This is a genomic window from Pedococcus aerophilus, assembly GCF_039532215.1.
In the GTDB taxonomy this organism is placed as follows: Bacteria; Actinomycetota; Actinomycetes; order Actinomycetales; family Dermatophilaceae; genus Pedococcus; species Pedococcus aerophilus.
In genome coordinates this window covers 118,700-136,319 of the sequence record NZ_BAAARN010000004.1, presented here as the reverse complement: position 1 = coordinate 136,319, position 17,620 = coordinate 118,700, and the positions used below count along the sequence as shown (strand labels likewise).

Genomic DNA, 17,620 nt, shown 5'->3' with positions numbered 1-17,620 from the left:
CTCCGATGTGCTCGAGCCCGTCTGGCTCCGCGCCGGGCGCGGGTCAGCGCAGTGCAGGCGCGGGCTGGTCCGTCGGGCTGGGCTCGAAGCGGTAGCCCACCCCCCGCATGGTGCGGATGAAGCGCTGGGCCGACGCACTCTCCCCCAGCTTCTTGCGCAGGTTGGCGACGTGCACGTCGATGACGTGGTCATCGGTCGCCCAGTCCCCACCCCAGACGGTGCTCATCAGCTGCGCCCGCTCAAAGGTCCGGCGCGGGGTGCCGGTCAGCAGGTCGAGGATGTCGTACTCGATCTTGGTCAGGGAGAGCACCTGGTCCCCGAGCCGCGCTTCACGCGCGACCGGGTCGACGGTCAGGTCACCGAACACGCGGAGGTCGGAGGGGGCGGCGGCCCTCGGACGTCGGCGCATGGCGCGGATCCGCGCTGTGAGCTCGCGGGGCGAGAAGGGCTTGGTCACGTAGTCGTCGGCGCCCATCGTCAGCCCGAGCACGCGGTCGAGCTCGTCGGTCCGGGCGGTGACCATGACCACGTAGCAGTCCGAGAACTCCCGGATCTGGCGGCAGACCTCGATGCCGTCCAGGCCCGGGAGCGTCACGTCGAGCAGCACGAGCTCGGGGGCGTGCCGCCTCGCGGCCTCCACCCCGTGCTCCCCGGTCGCGCTGTGGACCACGCGGAAGCCCTCTGCCGTCAACAGCGCGGTGGCGAGCCGCGTGAACTCGGGCGAGTCCTCCACGACGAGAGCGATCTGCTGGGGCATGTGGCCTCCTTGGGTCGCATCAAAGGTACCGATGCCCGTCGCCGCGTGGTCGGGTCGCCACCGGCATCTGGCCGTACGGCTGAGGACTCCCCCCCTCCGCACGGACCCCGCCCGCGGGGGGTCAGCCTTTCTTGCGGCGCATGGCGCGGACGCGCTCGGCGCGCTCCACACGGTCGAGCTCGTCGGCCTCGGCCAGCGTCGGGGCGGTACCACCGAGGCGCGAGGGCAGCAGGTGCTTCTCGGCGTCGGGCCACGCCGGGTACACGGCCTGGTCGGTGTCGAGCAGCTCCTGCATGGCCGACTTCATCCGGGCCGTCACCTCGGTGACGTCCTCACCGGGCGCGACGGTGATGGGGGCGCCGACCGAGATGAGCAGCGGGAACCCGTGCCGCCCCATCCGCTTGGGCTGGCCCTTGGTCCACACCCGCTGGGAGCCCCAGATCGTCACGGGCAGCAGCGGCACCCCGGCGTCCTGGGCGAGCCGGGCCGCACCCGACTTGAAGTCCTTGAGCTCGAACGACCGCGAGATCGTCGCCTCGGGGAAGACGCCGACGACCTCACCGGCGCGCAGGGCCTTGAGCGCGGCTGCGAACGACTCGGTGCCCGCCTCTCGGTCCACGGGGATGTGCTTCATCCCGGTCATCAGCGGTCCGGCCACGGGGTTGGACCAGATCGACTTCTTCGCCATGAAGCGCACGAGCCGACCGACCGTGACTCCGACCAGCCCGGCGTAGGTGAAGTCGAAGTAGCCGGTGTGGTTGATGGCCATGACGGCGCCACCCGAGCGCGGCACGTTCTCGAGCCCACGCATGTGGATCTTGAGCCCCTGGGCCGCGAAGAGGGTGCGCGCCACCCCGATCACGCTGCTGTAGACGGGTTCCATGCGCCAACCCTAGGGGGCGGGCGGACCGCCCACCGACCTAGCCGTGGCGCGAGGGCGTCCAGGCCAGCTGGATGACGTTGTTGCCCGACTCGCGGGACACGAGACGACCGCGACCGGGTACCGCCGGCACCGCCTTGATGTTGCCGATGAGCGGTCCCTCGTCGGGGCTGCCGGACAGCAGCAGCCCGGGCGAGGCGAGGTCGCGCAGCGACTGCATCACCGACTCGTACGAGGCCCGACCGGCACCACCGGAGCGACGCGTGACGACGAGGTGCAGGCCGACGTCGCCGGCCTGGGCCAGCAGCGGCACCAGGGCGGCCAGCGGGCTGCCGGCCGAGGTCACCACGAGGTCGTAGTCGTCGACGAGGAGGAACACCTCGGCACCGGTCCACCACGTGCGGTTGCGGAGCTGCTCAGGGGTCACGTCCGGGCCGGGCAGGCGCGAGCGCAGGTATGCCGCCAGCTCGGGGATGTTCTCGAGCGCCTGCTCCTCGGTCGTGAAGTAGTCGCGCAGGTACTCGTCGGGGATCTCACCGAGCAGCGAGCGCCGGTAGTCGATCGCGAAGATCTGGGCCTGCTCGGGGGTGTAGAGGCGCATGACCTCGTGGGCGACGGTGCGCAGCATGCCGGTCTTGCCGGAGTCGCTGTCGCCGAAGAGGTAGAGGTGCGGCTCCTCGACGACGTCGAGCCCGATCGGCGCGAGGTTGCTCTCGTCGATGCCGAGCAGGATCCGGCGGTCCTGCTCGCCCGCCATCTGGCGGACGCGCTCGAGGCTGATCTCGTCGGGCAGCAGCCGCAGCTTGGGCCCGGAGGGGCCCTGCCACGCTGCGTTGACCCGCTCGACGAGGTCGTCGACCCCGGCGCCGAGAGTGCCTGCGTCGCCACTGCCGTCGACGCGGGGAAGACCGGCGAGGAAGTGGTGGCGGGTCGCCTCGACGCCCCGGCCGGGACGGCCCTTGGGCACGTTGGCCGCGACCTTGCGGTCGATCTCGGAGTCGCTGGGGTCGCCGAGGCGCAGCTCGAGCTTGGTCCCGAACACGTCCTTGACGGCGCTGCGGAAGTCCATCCAGCGGTTGGTCGTGGCCACGAGGTGCAGCCCGAACGTCAGGCCGCGGCCGGCGATCTCCTGGATCTGCATCTCCAGCTCGTCGAACTCGGCCCGGATCGTGGGCCAGCCGTCGACGACGAGGAAGACGTCGCCATACCCGTCGTCGGCTCGTCCCTCGGCGCGGCGGCGACGGTAGGTCTCGATGGAGTCGATGCCCTGGGAACGGAAGTAGGCCTCGCGACGGTCGACGATGCCCTTGACCTCGGCGAGGGTGCGGCGCACGACGTCGGGCTCGTTGCGGCTCGCGACACCGGCGACGTGCGCGAGCTTGACCAGCGGCGAGAACGTGCCGCCACCGAAGTCGAGGACGTAGAACTGGGTCTCCTGCGGCGTGGTCGTCAGGGCGAGCGAGGTGACCAGGGTGCGGGCCAGGGTGCTCTTGCCGCTGCGCGGGCCGCCGACGATGGCGACGTGACCGGCCGACCCGCCGAGGGCGACGCTCATGACGTCGCGGCGCTGCTCCAGCGGACGGTCGACGATGCCGAGCGGCACGACCAGGGAGCCGGCGTCGCGCCAGCGACGCGAGACCAGGCCGAGCTCGGGGTCGACGTCGAGGTCGCCGAGGAGCACGTCGAGGGAGTCGGGGACGTCGAGCGGTGGCAGCCAGACCTGGTGGGCCGGTCGGCCCTTGCCCCGCATCTTGGCGACCGCGATGTCGAAGGTCGCCCGGTCCTCGCGCGGCCCGGAGTCCACGACGACGGGCTCGGGTGCGTCGTTGAGGCGCAGCACGGGAGCCGCCGAGAACGGGACGATGTCGTTCGTGGCGCCGGTGCGGTCGCTGGCGACGCGGCGACGCGCGGGCGGCGGGCCGGAGACGTAGGCGGCCTTGAACTTGATGAGCGTCGTCTGGTCCGGCTTGAGGTAGCCGAGGCCGGGGACGGCGGGCAGCTCGTACGCGTCGGGCACCCCGATGACGGTGCGGGACTCCTGCGCGGAGAAGGTGCGCAGGCCCAGGCGGTAGGACAGGTGCGACTCCAGGCCGCGCAGGCGCCCCTCCTCGAGGCGCTGCGAGGCGAGCAGCAGGTGCATCGACAGCGAACGCCCCAGTCGTCCGATCGCCACGAACAGCTCGACGAACTCGGGACGCGCGTTGAGCAGCTCGCTGAACTCGTCGGCCACGATGACCAGGGCCGGGAGCGGCTCGAGGTCGGCACCGGCGGCCCGGGCCTTCTCGTAGTCGGTGACGTTGGCGAAGTTGCCCGCCGACCGCAGCAGCTCCTGGCGCCGCACCATCTCGCCGTGCAGGGCGTCCTGCATGCGGTCGACGAGGCTCAGCTCCTGGCCGAGGTTGGTGATGACGGCCGAGACGTGCGGCATGTCAGCCATGCCGGCGAAGGTCGCACCACCCTTGAAGTCGACGAGGACGAAGTTGAGCGACTCCGAGGAGTGCGTCATGGCCAGGGCGAGCACCAGGGTGCGCAGCACCTCGGACTTGCCCGAACCCGTGGCGCCGATGACGAGGCCGTGCGGCCCCATGCCCTGCTGGGCGGACTCCTTGATGTCGAGCGAGACGACCTGCCCGTTGGACCCCAGGCCGATCGGGACCCGCAGCCGGTCGCGCTGCAGGCGCGGGCGCCAGGCCGCCTCGGGGTCGTAGTCGCGGACGTCGCCGAGGCCGAGCAGGTCGACGAGCTCGGTGGAGCTGGTCATGGCGTCACGCCGCTCGGGCTCCGCGCCGGCATACAGGGGGGCGAGGCGGCGGGCCGCCGCCTCGGCCTGGACGAGCGAGAGCTGGTCGGCGAACCCCTGGGCGGGGTCGGACGTGAGGGTGATGATCTGCATCGGCACACGGCCGGCGTACGGGCCGGAGCGCTGGGCGTTCCCCAGTGCCAGCCGCATCCGACCCTCCTGGGTGAGCTCGTCCCAGCGCTCGGGGAGGTGGAGCACGGTGACGCCCATGACCCCGTCGTCGGTGACGATCGGGTTGCCCGGCGGCACGTCGCCACCGTCGACGACGATGAGGACGTGCGGCATCGTGGGCTGCTCGGCGGGCCCGAAGCGGGGCCGGTCGGCGAGGTCGGCCGGGAGCATCTGCTCGAGGTCGGACAGCGAGGTGGCGAGCATGCGCGCCGGTCCGACGCCGTCGCGCTCACGCTGGCTGTGCGAGTGCGGCAGCCACTTGACCCACTCCCACTCCGGCAGCGCGTCGGCCGACGACACGATGGCCACCTGGAGCTGGTCGGGGGCGTGCTGGGTCGCCGCGGCCGTGACGAGGGCGCGGGCCAGCGCGCGCGTCGGCTCGGCGTCGCCGGTCAGCTCGATGCGCGAGAAGTAGGACAGCGAGACCGAGGCGGGCAGGTCCGGCTGGACGCGGTGCGTCGACAGCAGACGGTGCAGCGCCGACGCCGCGACCGGGTCGAGCTGGGCCATCGGCGCCGTCTCGGGGGCCTCGAGGGTGATGCACAGCGGCTGGTTGGTGCGACCGAACCGCACCCGCAGGAAGTCGTCGTCGCTCACGGACCGCTCCCACACGCGGGTGCGCTCCTCGCACAGGGAGGCGAGCGCATCGGGCGCCGGGTTGTTCCACAACGCGGCCGCACGCTGACGGTTCGCGGCCTCGCGCACGGTCTGGCGGACCTCGCCGAGGTACGCGAGGTACTCGCGACGCGCCTCGATGACGCCGGCCGTGTGCTGCTGGCGCTGCCGGTAGCCGTTGACCCCGACGAAGCCGAGCGAGGCGATGAGGAACATGCCACCGGCGATGTAGCCCTTGACCCCCGGTGAGGACAGCGCCACGAACGCGATCGAGCCCACGCTGCCGAGCATCGGCACGGCGTTGAGCAGCAGGCCGCTGATCCCCTCGCTCGGGGTGATCTCCGGCGGCGGCTGCAGGACGATTCGGCCCGACGGCACCTCGGGCGCCTCTTCGCGAGGCCCCCGTCGCAAGGTCACTGACATGGTGGTGTGCGCCCTCCTCGGCGTTCGTGCCCGTCCCCTGCGGACGTCGCTGCCTCCCCCGGGTCGGCAGGCGTCCGCCCACAGCGGGGCCAACCTATCGCGTCGGCGGCGGACGAACGGTGCAGTCTCGTCCTTCCCGGACAAACAGGCGGTAGGGTTCCCGGCGGGAGCTCAGCGGCACCAGTCCTCCGGCGCGTCGGGGCGGGTCGGAACGGGTTCGGCGCAGGTGTGAACGCAGGTGTGAACGCAGGGTCGGGCGAAGGGGAGGTGCGGCGTTGGGCGAGGACTCGCACCGCATCTCGCTGCTCGCGGACGACCGTCGCTACGACCTCGTGGCCCCGGCAGGCGCACAGGTCGGCGACCTGCTCGCCGCCCTCGGCATCGCCCCCCGCAACAGCCCGTATGCCGTGGCCACACCGGCAGGGCGCGTCATCGCCCTCGGTGAGGTGCTCGGCGACGCCGTCCCCGAGGGGACGCTGCTCACCGTGATCCGCGCGACCACCCACGAGGTGACGCGCGACGTGCTCAACTTCGACCGTTCACCGGTCGCCGGCGGCGCCCGGTCCCCCGAGGGTCAGGGAGGTCGACAGGTCGAGGCGTCCGAGGAGACCGTGTCCCGCCGCGCCCTCGCCGAGGCGACCCGCCGGCGCGAGGACCTCGCCGTCCCCGTCGACGAGACCTCGGCCGCGGCGCCGGTCGTCCACCCGGCGTCGGCGGCACCCGTGGCGACCGCCCCACTGCTGCGCTGGACCGGTGCCGGGCTGGCCCTCGCCACCGTCGCGGTCCTCGCCCCCGGCGTGTTCCGCGACCACACGACACCCGACCCGCTCGTCGCCGGTCTGACCGCCACCGCACTGCTGCTGGCCGGGTTGGCCCTGGCCACCGACCACGCCCACTCCACGACGGCCCGCCTGTCCCGGCTGGTCTCCCCCGTCCTCGGCTTCGCCGCGGGCCTGGCGCTGCCGGTCGCGTCGACCCCGAGCGCCGGCCGCATCTCGCTCATCGCGGCCTGCACGGTCGCCACCGCCGTCGCCGGCGTCGCACGCATCAGCGGCGGACCGCTCGACCGGGCCTCCCGCGCGGCGATGACCGCGCTCGCGGCCGTCGGTGGGCTCGCGGTCCTCGGCGTGCTGCTCGACTGGCCGTCGTTCGCCGTGGCCGCCGTCGTCGCCGGGCTGGTGCCGGGCGCCGTGCGCCTGCTGCCCTCCCTCGGCTTCGAGGTCCCCGACGAGCAGCTCGTCGACGTCGACCGGCTGTCGACGACGATCTGGACGGCTCGCGAGCAGCGTCGCCGCCGCTACCGCCGCCTGCGCATCGCGGAGGTGGACACCGTGTTCCACGCCGCGCGCGAGACCGTCGCGGCGGGCACGGTGTGGGGCTGCGTCCTGGCGCCCGTCGCGCTGGCCGTCCTCGTCGCCACCCCCGGACGCTCCGGCTGGTCCAGCTGGGGCACGGTCGGCCTGTGCGCGGCCGTCACCATCGCCCTGGGCTTCCAGTCGCGGACCGTGCGCGACCGCCTCCCCCGGTTCGCCCTGCTCACCACCTCCGCCCTGTCCGGCCTGCTCGGCACGTATGCAGCCGGGCAGCTCGTCGGTGCCGCCCTCGGGTTCGTCGTGGTGTGCGTCGCGCTCGCCCTCGCCGTCATCGCCGTCGTCAGCGCCGTCGCCCTCGGTCGGGGCTGGCACTCGACCCGGCTGTCCCGGCTCGCCGACATGCTCGAGGGGTTCGCCATCGCCATGAGCCTGCCCGCGGCAGCCCTCGCCGCCGGTGGCTTCGAGACCATGGCCAGGATGGCAGCAGGCTGATGCCGACGGCGTCGTCGGACACCGGGATGCGGTGTTGGGGCCGGGCCCTGCTCGTGCTGCTCGCGCACGCCGCGCTGCTGCTCGCGCTCTGGTGGTCGTGGCACCCGCGCGACGGTGACGGCAACACCTCGCCGGGAGCCATCAACCCGCTGCTCACCGGCCTCGCAGCGGTGATGTTCTGGGCGGTGCTGCTCCAGGTCTCGTCACGGGTGCCGTTCCGCGCCGTGTGCGCCGTGTTCGTCCTCATCCCCTTCTGCACGTTCTTCGTGCAGCACGCCGGGGCGCGCTGGTGGACCACCGACGTCATGCGCTCGAGCGGGCAGGTCGAGGTCGTCGAGGTGGACCGCCTCTTCGCCGGCGCCAGCCGCCTCCAGGTCCGCAGCGACGACGGCCGCCAGACCCTGGCCTACTCCACGATCGGTGAGCGCCGCACCAACGAGTACTCCTTCCAGCGGATCAGCCCCGGAGAGCGGTACGAGCTGGTCACGGACCCGACCGGTCTCGTCGTCCCCCTCATCCAGCCGGTGGGCTACCGCGACTCGGCCGCCCGCCCCGACACCGCGCTCTGGGGATCGGTGGCCGCCGCGTCGGTGCTCGTGCTCGAGGCGGTCAGCCTCAGCGCGCTGGTCAGGGCGCGCAGCCAGGTGCAGGCCGTCGACGACCGTCGGCGCACCCCGCGCCGCCGCGGTCGTCGTCGCGACCCTGCTTCCGCCTAGCCCGACCCGGCCCGACGTCGCCCGACCTTGCCCGACCTGGCTCGACCGCGGTTAGTCGACCCTGGGCAGCGGCTTGGCCGCGATCTGCTCCATCTGGGCGTACATCTCGCGCAGGTGCTGCTGGGCCGACGAGAAGGCGACCTGCAGCTCGGCGGCCGAGTCCTCGCGGCTGCCCAGCTCCTGCGCCTGCACCCGGGACACCTCCGCGGCGTTCTCGGCCGCCGTGCGCCGGACACTCTCCGCGGCGGAGGAGTCGTCGATGCCGTGCACGATCGCGGTCAGGCTCGTCTCCCCGAGGTCGATCCGGCGCTGGAGCCGCTGCCAGTCGGCGCCGAGCTCGCCGGCCCTGGCCTTCTTCGCCCGGTCCTCGTCCTTCTTCTCCACGGAGGCGAGGTACTTCTGGTGCTCGGCCACCGCCTCACGGGTCTGGCGGTCGATGTCGGCGCGGATGCCCCGCATCTCGCCGAGCAGGGCACGCACCTGCGCGATGGACCGGTCTGCGTCAGTCATGGCGTCACACCCCGAACTGGTTCTGGGCCGCTTCGTCCATCCGGGAGCCGTTGTGGGCCGCGAGACCACCCGAGATGCCGTTCAGGGCGAGCTTGATGACGTGCATGATGTTGACGACGGCATAGATCGCGTCGATGAACCGGTCGATGGTGTCCAGCACCCGGCGGATCAGCTTGACGGCCTTGTCGAAGCGGTCCCAGAAGCTCTTGATGTGGATGGCGATGTCGGCGGCCCCGACCAGCCATCCGACGACCGGCACCGACGCCTCGATGATGAGGCGCTCGAGGATGTCGCTGATGAACGACACGAGCGTCGCGATGCCCAGGGCGGCGGACTTGGCCACCTCGATGAGGCTGCCGGTGAGCTCCCCGATGAGGTCGCACCCCTCGGCATACGTCCCGTAGTTGTCACCGAGCTGGACCATCCGCGAACGGAACGCCTCTGCGGCCTCGCCGTCCCACACGTCGACGGTGTTGGTGTCGAGCTCGGTGAAGTTCTGGCCCACGCCCCGACACATCTGTCCGGCGTCGGCCCAGCCCTGCTGGGCGACCCCCATGACGCCCCAGTCGCCGCACAGCGGCTTGACCAGCTCGACCAGCGGGTCGGTCCCGAACGCCTGGCGGCAGAACCCCAGCAGGTGGCCGATGAGGAAGCCGCAGCTGGACTCGAACTCCTCGATGAAGTCGTCGTCGGGCAGCACGGCCAGGCAGCGGTCGTACCCTGACGGGTCGACCTTCTCGTAGACGCTCACCAGGTGCCTCCCTTGTCCTTCGCGGCCCACCGGATCGCCTCGGTGTTCGCCGGTCCGTCGGCCGCCTCGGCGGTGCGCCCTGCCTGGTCCACGGTCTCCGCGAGCCGTTGCCCTGCGTCGAGCACGCCCTGGGTCTCACTCAGCACGGCACCCGGCGCCTGGAGCACCTTCGCCCCCTTGCCGAGCATCTCGGAGTCCCTGTCGGACAGCGCACCGGCAGCGGGGCTGCGCGATCCGTCCTCGTCGGCGCGCCCGGGGACGTGGGTGCGGGCGAAGTCCTGACCCCGGGCGTAGAAGTCGCGTTGCCGGTTGCGCAGGTAGGTGCCGCGCTCGGTCGCGGACATCCCGTCGAGCTTCTGCCGCAGGGCGTTGGCCTGGCTGGTCAGTCCCCGCTGGATCCAGTACCTCGGGTCGGTCCGGTCGGCAAGGTCCTCGGTCCGTCGCTGCACCCGCCACAGCTCCCGGGGGTTCTGCCGCAGCGGCTTGGACAGGGTGTCGGCCGTGCTCACGAGGTCCTTGCTGCTCTTGAGGAAGGACAGCTGGTCGAGGAAGCCGAACGGTCCCGAGCCGCCCCTCCCGGCCAGCGGCCCGATCGGGGTCCCGGTGCGCACGGTGCCCCCGCGAGGAGCCTCGTACGGCGCGTTCACCCCCTGCTTCGCAGCGATCCGGTCGTGGGCCGCCCGGTCGCGCTCGATGAAGTCGGCCCGGGTCGCAGCGGTCTTGTCCGACGCGACGCGCGCGATGGTCGCGCCGTTGGTCATCCCCTGCGACCCCGCGTCGTAGGCGCCGCGGTAGTGCCCCTCGAGCAGTCCGAGGACGCCGGTGAACGCCCCCCTCGCGCTGCAGTTGGTCCGCACGAACGAACCGACCCCCTGCATGTGGCCCTGCTGCCTGTCCAGGACCTGCCCGATGAGGTCCAGCTGGGCGATCTCGACCCTGATCTTCGGTGCCACTGCTCCCCCTTCGTCGTCGACAGCCGGAGCGACCTACTCCCAGACGGAGTCGCTCGCCTCGGCGTCGTCGTACCAGTTCTCCTCGTCCTCGTGCGTGAGCAGCTCGCGGTCCTTGCGGTCCTGGTCGCTGCCCGACCCGCGACCCCCGCCACCGCCGGCGCCCACGACACCCTGCGTCCCGGAGCCGCCCGTGCCGCCACCCGCAGCACCCGCCCGGGCGCCTCCGCCGGTGGAGCCGCCCAGTCCGGAGCCGGCCGACCGCCCACCGCCGGCACCGCCCGCAGCGCCGGGACCCCCGGCGCCGCCACGGCCACCGGCCCCGGCCGCGCCACGGCTGCCCGCCGCAGCACCGGACTGACCGCCACCGCCGGGCACCAGCGAGGTGCCACCACGGCCGCCCGCACCGCCGGCTGCTCCGTCGAGCCGGGGCACGCCGTACTTGCCGGAACCGGTGGACCCGCTCACGGTCGAGCCGCGGGAACCAGAGGCACCGCCCGACGACCCGCCGGCCGACCCGCCCGGGACCATTCCGCTGCCACGCCCACCCGCGCCGGAGGCCACGATGTTCGTGCCACCCCCGGCGCGCGATCCGCCGGGCACCGCGGACGTGCCACCGAGGCGACCACCCGCGCCACCGCGCGCCGCGCCTCCTGTGGCGCCTCGCGCGGTGCTGCCGGCCACCCCGGTGGCGCCCGTCACGGTGCCGCCCGCCCGGCCCACGGCACCGCGCAGCGCACCGCGCAGTCCCCCGGCCCCGCCGGCGACCATGCCCATGGCGCCGGCCGTGCCGGCCAGCCCACCCGAGCCGCCACCGCTTCCGCCGAGCCCACCGACCCCGGTCGCACCCTGCACCCCACCGGGCACCGGAACCGAGCCGACGACGGTGCCGTCCGCGCTGGTCGAGCCGTCGTACGCCGTGGGGTCGAACCCGGTGGTGATGCCCGTCGGGGTGCCCACACCGGTCCCGTCGTCAGGGACGATCTGCGGCACCATCGGGTCGTTCGGGGTCGGCTGGTAGCCCGGGATGTTCGGCACGCTCCCCGTCCACCCGCCGGTGGAGATGGTCGGGGTGGAGCCGACGTTGCCGCCGGAGTAGCCGGTGCCGCCGCCCCCTCCCGGTGGGGTGCCGCCACCGCCACCACCCGCGGGCAGCTGGGTGTCGCCGTCGCTGTAGTCGTCCGGCGCCTCCACGGGCAGCTGCGTCGTGGCACCGGCCATGTCGACCCTGAGCTGCTGGAGGGCCGCCTCGGCGGCGGCCTCGCGCTGGGCCTCGCGGTCCGCGACGGCTGCGTCGTACGCCTGCTGGTCGAACTTCTTCCCGACCGGTCCCGGGGAGTCGACCCCCTCCTGGGTCATGAACCCCTGGCGGCTCGGCGAGGTGTCGACCGTCTCGACGTCGTTGGCCAGGGCGGTCTGCGCCGTCGTCACCGCGGTGTCGGCAGCCACGAGGGCGGACTTCACCTCGCGCAGCGCGGTCGCGTGCAGGACGAGCTGCGCGGTCAGGGTGTCCATGGCGGAGTAGGCCGCGTCGGCGCCCTCGCCCTCCCAGTCGACGGCGAGGTCGTTCTTGGTGTTCTTGATGCTCGTGACCAGGTCGTCGATCTCGGTCGCGGCGTCCTCCCAGTGCTGTGCCTGCGCGGCGATGTTGCCGGCCGCGGCCTCGATCTTCCTGAGCTCTGCCTCCTTGGCGCCCATCTCAGCTCCCCTCCCCTGGTTGTGTGGCTCGTGGTTCGGCCGCCTTCGAGGCGGCTCCCTGACGACTGACGACGAGTGCTCCGCCCGCTCCCGCGAGCACCAGCAGGCCCAGGCCCCATACCCAGACCGGCACCCCACCGGAGCCGTCGTCCCCGCTGCCGGACGGCGCTGCCGCCGGGTCGCTCCCCTCGGAGCCGGGGCTGGTCGCACTCGCGGTCGACGATGACGTCGACGGAGACGTCGACGTGGTCGGTGTCGCCTGCGGGCCGTCCTCGGCGAGGGCGCCCGCGGCGATCTCCTCGGCGGTGGGTCCGGAGGCATTCGCCTTGCGCACCAACGGATTCGTGTCGGGGTACGTGGTCGGGTCGACCTCGACGACATCGGCGGGCGCGAAGATCCCCCAGCCGAAGCCGGTGCGGGACGCGTCCTGGATCTTCGGGAAGCCCGAGCCCACGCGGCGGTAGGAGTAGACCCAGCCCTTGGCGCCGGAGTTGCTGGTGCCCTGCTTCATCCCCGGGTGACGCAGCGCGGCCTGGAGGATCTGGTTGCCCGTCGCCTTCGGGTACTTCGACCAGTAGGCGGCCAGCCCACCGCTGACCAGGGGCGCCGCGAACGACGTGCCGCTCGTGAGGTTGCCCTGACCCACCCACGTCGTGCCCCGGTGACCACCGAGGACGAGGTCCATCCCCGGTGCACAGAACGCCACGCCGTAGGACGCCGCGTTGGCGCCGTCCGGGTCGAGCTGTCCCTCTCGGTCGCAGGCGTTGACCGCGACGACGCCGTTGTAGGCCGCCGGGAACGTCAGGGACCCCTTGCCCGTCGCCGCGACGACGATGGCCCCGGCGTGCTGGGCGAGCGTGATGGCGCGCTTCTGCGCCGCGTTGGTGCTGCTGCCGCCGAAGCTGAGGTTGATGATCTTGGCCCCGTCGTCCAGGGCCTGCTGCATCGCGGTGAGCAACGGGTACGGCTGGTCGGTGTCCTTGACCAGGCAGGAGTTCTTCTCGCCCGGGCCGAGGCTGTAGTGACGCAGCGTCGCCTTCGGGGCGATGCCCCGCACCCCGGGGGTGCCGCCGGACGCCGCACCGGTCCCGACGATGACCTGTGCGATCTGGGTCGCGTGGTCGGCGTCCTTGCCGGTGCCCGTCGCCGGCTGGCTGCACGGGGTGGAGACGGCGGCGATACGCCCCTTCACGTCCGCGGCATCGGGGTCGATGGTGCCGTCGATGACCGCGACCGTCACCCCCTGCCCGGTGGCTCCCGCGCTGGCGAGGTCGTCGAAGCCCATCGCCGCGGGCCACCAGGGCGTGGGGTTGGCCGCGTCGGCCGTGGCCGCCGGCCTGCTCCCCGCGACCCCGACGACGGGCAGGGCGACGAGCGCAGCGCTGACACCGGCCACCAGCGAGGCCCGCAGCAGGGCGCTGACGGGGCGGGTGGGGCGCTTCATCGTGCGGGATCCTCCTGCGATCGGGTGGCGTGAGCGGCGACGACGTTCAGCGGGACGCCTGGACCGTGGTGTCGCCCTCGTCGGTGGCCGGCGCGGCTCCCGGGGTGACGAGGTTGTCGGTGCCGCTCCCGGCCGGCGCCGTCCCTCCCACGGCGTTGTCGGCACCGGGGTGGCCACCGTCCGGGCCGGCCCCACCGCCGTGGTCGCCGTTCCCGCCGGGCCCGCCGTCGGGACCGTGGCCCTGCTGACCGGCCTGCTCGACCTGCTGGGCGGCCTGCTCCTGGGCGTGCTCGGCCTCGACCGCGTCCTGGCCCTCGTTGGCCCGGGTGTTGCGGACGTTGCTCTGGAGCGAGTCCTGCGCGGCCGGGGCCGCGAGCGCCGCGAACACCTCTCCGGCCCGGTTGTCCTTGTCCTCGAGGTGCGTCGCCACCTGCAGGAGCTTGTCCTGGTAGGCCTTGACGTCCTCCTCGACACCCTTGAGCGTCTCCTCGTAGATCTGCTTGGCGGTCGTGTAGACCGACCCGAACTGCTTGCACGAGTCGATGCCGGAGAACGAGCTCGCGTCCAGGGTCGTCCCCACGACCTTGGAGCGGCTGCCCGTGGCTTTCTCGGTCCACGCCGCGCCACGGTTGTTCGCCAGCGTGCGGATGATCTCGAAGTCCGCCTTGAGCTTGCCGTTGGTGAAGCGGTACCCCTGCAGCTGCTGCTGGTCCTCGTCCGGCAGTGCCATGTCATCTCCCCCTGCGTCGTGTGCTGCACCTCGTGCCAGTGGTCACGGCACGTGCCGGAACCCCGAGGGGGCTCCGGCACGACCGTGGCGACTGGCTGCTACTGGAACAGGCCGGCGGACTTCTTGTCGCCGTCCTGGTAGTCCTGGTTGCTGGTCTCGACGGCGTTGCCGATCTCGGCCAGGACGAGCTTCATGTCCGTGATGGCCTGGGTCCACTTCTGCTTGGCCTGGGTGTAGGCCTCCTTGGCAGAACCGTCCCACTCGCTCTTCAGCGGCGAGAGCGCCTGGTCCATGTCGTTGAGCTTGCCCTCGATCTTGGACGCACCCTGGGCGATGTCACCGGCTGCGGCGCTGAGGCCTCCGTGGTCAACAAGCATGTCTCACATACCCCCGTACTTGTTCTTCATGGCGGTCGCGGCGTTCTCGTCGCGCTCGGTGAAGGTGTTCTGCGTCGAGCGCAGGTTCTCCTCGAACGTCGACAGTGCCGAGATGATCTTCGCGGAGTCTTCCTTCCAGCGGGTGAAGGTCGCCTGGAAGCTCGCCGCTCCCTGTCCCTTCCACTGGCTCTGCAGACCCTGCAAGCGGCCCTCGAGGGACTTCAGCTCGTTGTCGAGCTGTCCCCGGTAGTCGCTGACGATTCCGGCGCCTTTATTGAGTACGCCATCTCCAGCAGCAAGCATGGTGCCTCCCAACTTCCACTTCTGGCCCCCCTGGGGGCGCGCTGATCCCCACTCGCTCTGCGCATGGGACGGACCCCGAAACACGTTCCCCCGAGGTCCGATTTGAGAGAGTAGCAACGTTTGGAAGAGCGCAACATGGGGAGAACTCCCCCCTATGCTGCGTCTGGCCCCGTCGGGGCCGAAGGACATTTCGTCGTCACCGGGAGGGGCCCGTGACCGTGAGCACTGGCAGTACTGGCAGCACCACCTCGCTCATCCGGCTGTCCGTCACTGCGGGCACCCGCCGTGCGGATCTCGGGCTGCCCGGCGGCATACCCGTCGCGGAGCTGGTGCCCGAGCTGGCACGGGAGCTGGGGCAGCTCGACCCGAGCACCGCCAGCCGGGGGTTCCGCCTCGTGCGCCACGACGGGATCACGGTCGAGCCCGACCGCAGCCTCGCCGCCCAGGGGGTCGAGGACGGCTTCGTCCTGGCCCTCGAGCCGGCCGGCGACCCCGTCGAGCTCAAGGTCTACGACGACGTCGTCGAGGCGGTCGCCGACCTCGTCGAGTCCTCGTTCGCCCCGTGGACGCCCGAGAACAGCGCACGCACCGCGCTCGGTGCCGCCGTCGCGCTCTTCGCCGCCGGAGCGGTCGCCCTGGTCACCGCGCGCACCACCGGGGTCCTCGTCGTCGGCATGGCCGGCGCGGTCGCCGTCCTGCTGGTGATCGCCGCCGCCGTCCTGTCCCAGGCCCGTCGCCAGGCGGTGTCCGGCGCCGCGCTCGCCCTGTCCGCGAGCGCGTATGCAGCCGTGGCCGGCCTGGCCGTCCCCGTCGACGGATCGGTGTGGGGCCGGCCGTTGATGTTCGCGGGGCTCGCCGCCGCCGTCGTGGGCGGCCTCGGTGTCGTGGCGGTCCGAGAGCACCGGCCGGTCGTCCTCGTCGGTCCCGTGGTCGGGCTGGTCCTGGCCGTCTGCGGGGCGCTCGTCGCCTTCGCCGGTTTCCCCGTGGACGGCGTGGCCGCGGTGGTCTTCGCGGTCGCGGTGATCGCGGGCAACCTCTTCCCGTGGTTCGCGCTGTCCTCCAGCCGCCTCACGACGAACCCGCCCCGCACCGACGCAGAGATCTTCGCCGACGCCCCGGCCGTGGACAGCCGCTCGGTCCGTCGCCAGGTCGTCGCCGGCCACGACCTCATGCTCGGCCTGGGCATCGCCGCCGGCCTGGTCGCCCTGCTCGCCGCGCCGTTCGTCGCCCGCACGGGGTGGCTCGGACCGGTGCTCGGCGCGGTCGGCTTCGCCGCGGTGCTGCTGCGGACGCGGCACAGCCGCACGCACGCCAGCGTCCTGGTGTCCATGGTCGTCGGCATCCTCGGACTGGCGGTCGTCGGCGTCAGCGCCGCCATCGCCCACCCCGACTGGCGACCGCTCCTCGGTCTGGCGCTCGCGGCAGCTGCGGCCGTCGTCGTCGGCCTCGCCCTCGTGGCGCCGCGGTCCCGGGTCCGGCTCGGTCGCCTCGCCGACGCCGTCGACGGCGTCTGCCTGGTCGCCCTGCTGCCCCTCGCCGCTGCCGCCGCCCAGATCTTCTAGACCAGATCTTCTAGACCAGATCCTCCGGACAGGATCTGACACGGAGCGAGCGGGATTCGTGGGTCTTTGACGCGTCCCGCGGCATTTCCCCTAGAATCTGACCGGCTCGACCACGGCACCCGAGGATGCGGGGGGCGTCGCCGGTAACGGGCCATCACACGACGTTCGACTCGTCCAGGGGGACACCACCGTGACATCGACATGGCGCACGCTCGCGCTCACGACCGCCGTCATCGCCGGATCCGGCCTGCTCGTGCTGGGGCCGCAGTCCGCCTCGGCCGACACCGCCGTGCCGTGCGTGACCACGACGAGTGCGACGACCTCGTTCGACCTCGTCGGCTCCGGGCCGGCCGCCTGCGGGATCGACGCCCGCGACGACAGCGGCGTCTTCGACCCGCCCAACCCGCCCGGACCGCCCGCCCCGGTCTGCGACATCGTGCCCGTGCCCGTGGTCTGCGAGACCACCACCACGACGACGACGGTCCCCGACGAGACGACGTCGAGCACCACGACGACGACCACGGACCCCGGGCCCACGGACCCGCCGACCGACACCATCACGTCGACGACGAGCACCACGACGAGCCTCCCTCCGCTGCCGACGGACACCACGTCGACCACGAGTGAGCCGTCCACCTCGACCGGTGTCCCCTCGACCACCACCGAGCCGTCCACGACGTCGGCGCCGGCGACCACCACCTCGAGCACGACCACCTCGGTCCCCAGCACCCCGGGCGCCGGGGGCACGAGCACCGGCGGCAACGGCGGCGGCACCAGCACCGGTGGCAACGGCGGGAGCACCAACACCGGTGGCGGCACCGGCAGCGCCCCCACCGGCACGCTGGGCACCGACCCCGTCGACGTCGAGGGCAACGTCGGCGCGGACGACTGCACCGGCCTGCGCTGCGCCGACGAGTCCTACCTCGACGCCCTCGGCTCGCGGACCCAGCAGAACGCCGCCGTGCCGGCCGTGACCACGGCGAGCCAGGGGGCTCTCGCCCGCACCGGTGCGGCACTCCCCTCGCTGACGACGCTGGCCGGTGGCCTGCTGGTCGGCGGCGGGCTCCTGCTCGCCGCGCGGCGACGCCTGACCCCGGCGTACGAGCGTCGCCACTGACGTACGGCGAA

Annotated in this window: 15 protein-coding genes; 4 read left to right on the top strand and 11 right to left on the bottom strand. The window is 72.7% G+C overall.

The annotated features are described in order from the left end of the window. Nucleotides 1-43: 43 nt before the first annotated feature. From ABD286_RS15225 to eccCa, 3 genes are all read right to left on the bottom strand, one after another. The gene (locus ABD286_RS15225) at nt 44-757 is read right to left on the bottom strand and encodes a response regulator (RefSeq protein ID WP_344194991.1); all 714 of its coding nucleotides are present in this window, start codon (nt 755-757) and stop codon (nt 44-46) included. Nucleotides 758-878: 121 nt separating this feature from the next. Beyond that, a complete protein-coding gene (locus tag ABD286_RS15220; protein WP_344194989.1) occupies nt 879-1,640 on the bottom strand; it encodes a lysophospholipid acyltransferase family protein in 762 nt (253 codons plus the stop codon). A gap of 37 nt (nt 1,641-1,677) precedes the next feature. Beyond that, nucleotides 1,678-5,601, bottom strand: a complete 3,924-nt coding sequence (gene eccCa, locus ABD286_RS15215) for a type VII secretion protein EccCa (RefSeq protein WP_344194987.1) — start codon at nt 5,599-5,601, stop codon at nt 1,678-1,680. A gap of 320 nt (nt 5,602-5,921) precedes the next feature. Between eccCa and ABD286_RS15210 the strand changes: the two genes are divergently transcribed. Together ABD286_RS15210 and ABD286_RS15205 are read left to right on the top strand one after the other, a co-directional pair. Beyond that, on the top strand, nt 5,922-7,451 hold the full coding sequence (locus tag ABD286_RS15210; RefSeq protein WP_344194985.1) for a ubiquitin family protein: 1,530 nt from the start codon (nt 5,922-5,924) through the stop codon (nt 7,449-7,451). Next, a complete protein-coding gene (locus ABD286_RS15205; RefSeq protein ID WP_344194983.1) occupies nt 7,451-8,167 on the top strand; it encodes a hypothetical protein in 717 nt (238 codons plus the stop codon). Before ABD286_RS15210 ends, ABD286_RS15205 begins: the two co-directional genes overlap by 1 nt. A gap of 51 nt (nt 8,168-8,218) precedes the next feature. On the opposite strand, the gene ABD286_RS15200 is transcribed toward ABD286_RS15205, so the two are convergent. The 8 genes from ABD286_RS15200 to ABD286_RS15165 all read right to left on the bottom strand — a co-directional run bounded on the left by ABD286_RS15200 (nt 8,219) and on the right by ABD286_RS15165 (nt 14,930). Beyond that, a complete protein-coding gene (locus ABD286_RS15200; protein ID WP_344194981.1) occupies nt 8,219-8,677 on the bottom strand; it encodes a hypothetical protein in 459 nt (152 codons plus the stop codon). A gap of 4 nt (nt 8,678-8,681) precedes the next feature. After that, nucleotides 8,682-9,428: a hypothetical protein gene (locus tag ABD286_RS15195; RefSeq protein WP_344194979.1), complete on the bottom strand. Its 747-nt coding sequence runs from the start codon at nt 9,426-9,428 to the stop codon at nt 8,682-8,684. Next, a complete protein-coding gene (locus ABD286_RS15190; RefSeq protein WP_344194977.1) occupies nt 9,425-10,381 on the bottom strand; it encodes a hypothetical protein in 957 nt (318 codons plus the stop codon). Before ABD286_RS15190 ends, ABD286_RS15195 begins: the two co-directional genes overlap by 4 nt. Before the next feature lie 33 nt (nt 10,382-10,414). Continuing rightward, the gene (locus ABD286_RS15185) at nt 10,415-12,076 is read right to left on the bottom strand and encodes a WXG100 family type VII secretion target (protein WP_344194975.1); all 1,662 of its coding nucleotides are present in this window, start codon (nt 12,074-12,076) and stop codon (nt 10,415-10,417) included. Between the two features lies 1 nt (nt 12,077). Beyond that, nucleotides 12,078-13,520 carry a S8 family peptidase gene (locus ABD286_RS15180; RefSeq protein ID WP_344194973.1) on the bottom strand — a complete coding sequence of 481 codons (1,443 nt, stop codon included), beginning with the start codon at nt 13,518-13,520 and terminating at the stop codon, nt 12,078-12,080. Between the two features lie 46 nt (nt 13,521-13,566). After that, nucleotides 13,567-14,250 carry a hypothetical protein gene (locus tag ABD286_RS15175; protein WP_344194971.1) on the bottom strand — a complete coding sequence of 228 codons (684 nt, stop codon included), beginning with the start codon at nt 14,248-14,250 and terminating at the stop codon, nt 13,567-13,569. A gap of 98 nt (nt 14,251-14,348) precedes the next feature. Next, a complete protein-coding gene (locus tag ABD286_RS15170) occupies nt 14,349-14,627 on the bottom strand; it encodes a WXG100 family type VII secretion target (RefSeq protein WP_344194969.1) in 279 nt (92 codons plus the stop codon). A gap of 3 nt (nt 14,628-14,630) precedes the next feature. After that, complete coding sequence (locus ABD286_RS15165) at nt 14,631-14,930, bottom strand: WXG100 family type VII secretion target (protein WP_344194967.1); 300 nt, start codon at nt 14,928-14,930, stop codon at nt 14,631-14,633. A gap of 212 nt (nt 14,931-15,142) precedes the next feature. On the opposite strand from ABD286_RS15165, the gene eccD reads away from it, so the two are divergent. Next, nucleotides 15,143-16,492: a type VII secretion integral membrane protein EccD gene (gene eccD, locus ABD286_RS15160; RefSeq protein WP_344194965.1), complete on the top strand. Its 1,350-nt coding sequence runs from the start codon at nt 15,143-15,145 to the stop codon at nt 16,490-16,492. A 190-nt stretch (nt 16,493-16,682) separates the two neighbouring features. Continuing rightward, complete coding sequence (locus ABD286_RS15155; RefSeq protein ID WP_344194963.1) at nt 16,683-17,609, top strand: hypothetical protein; 927 nt, start codon at nt 16,683-16,685, stop codon at nt 17,607-17,609. Nucleotides 17,610-17,620: the final 11 nt, after the last annotated feature.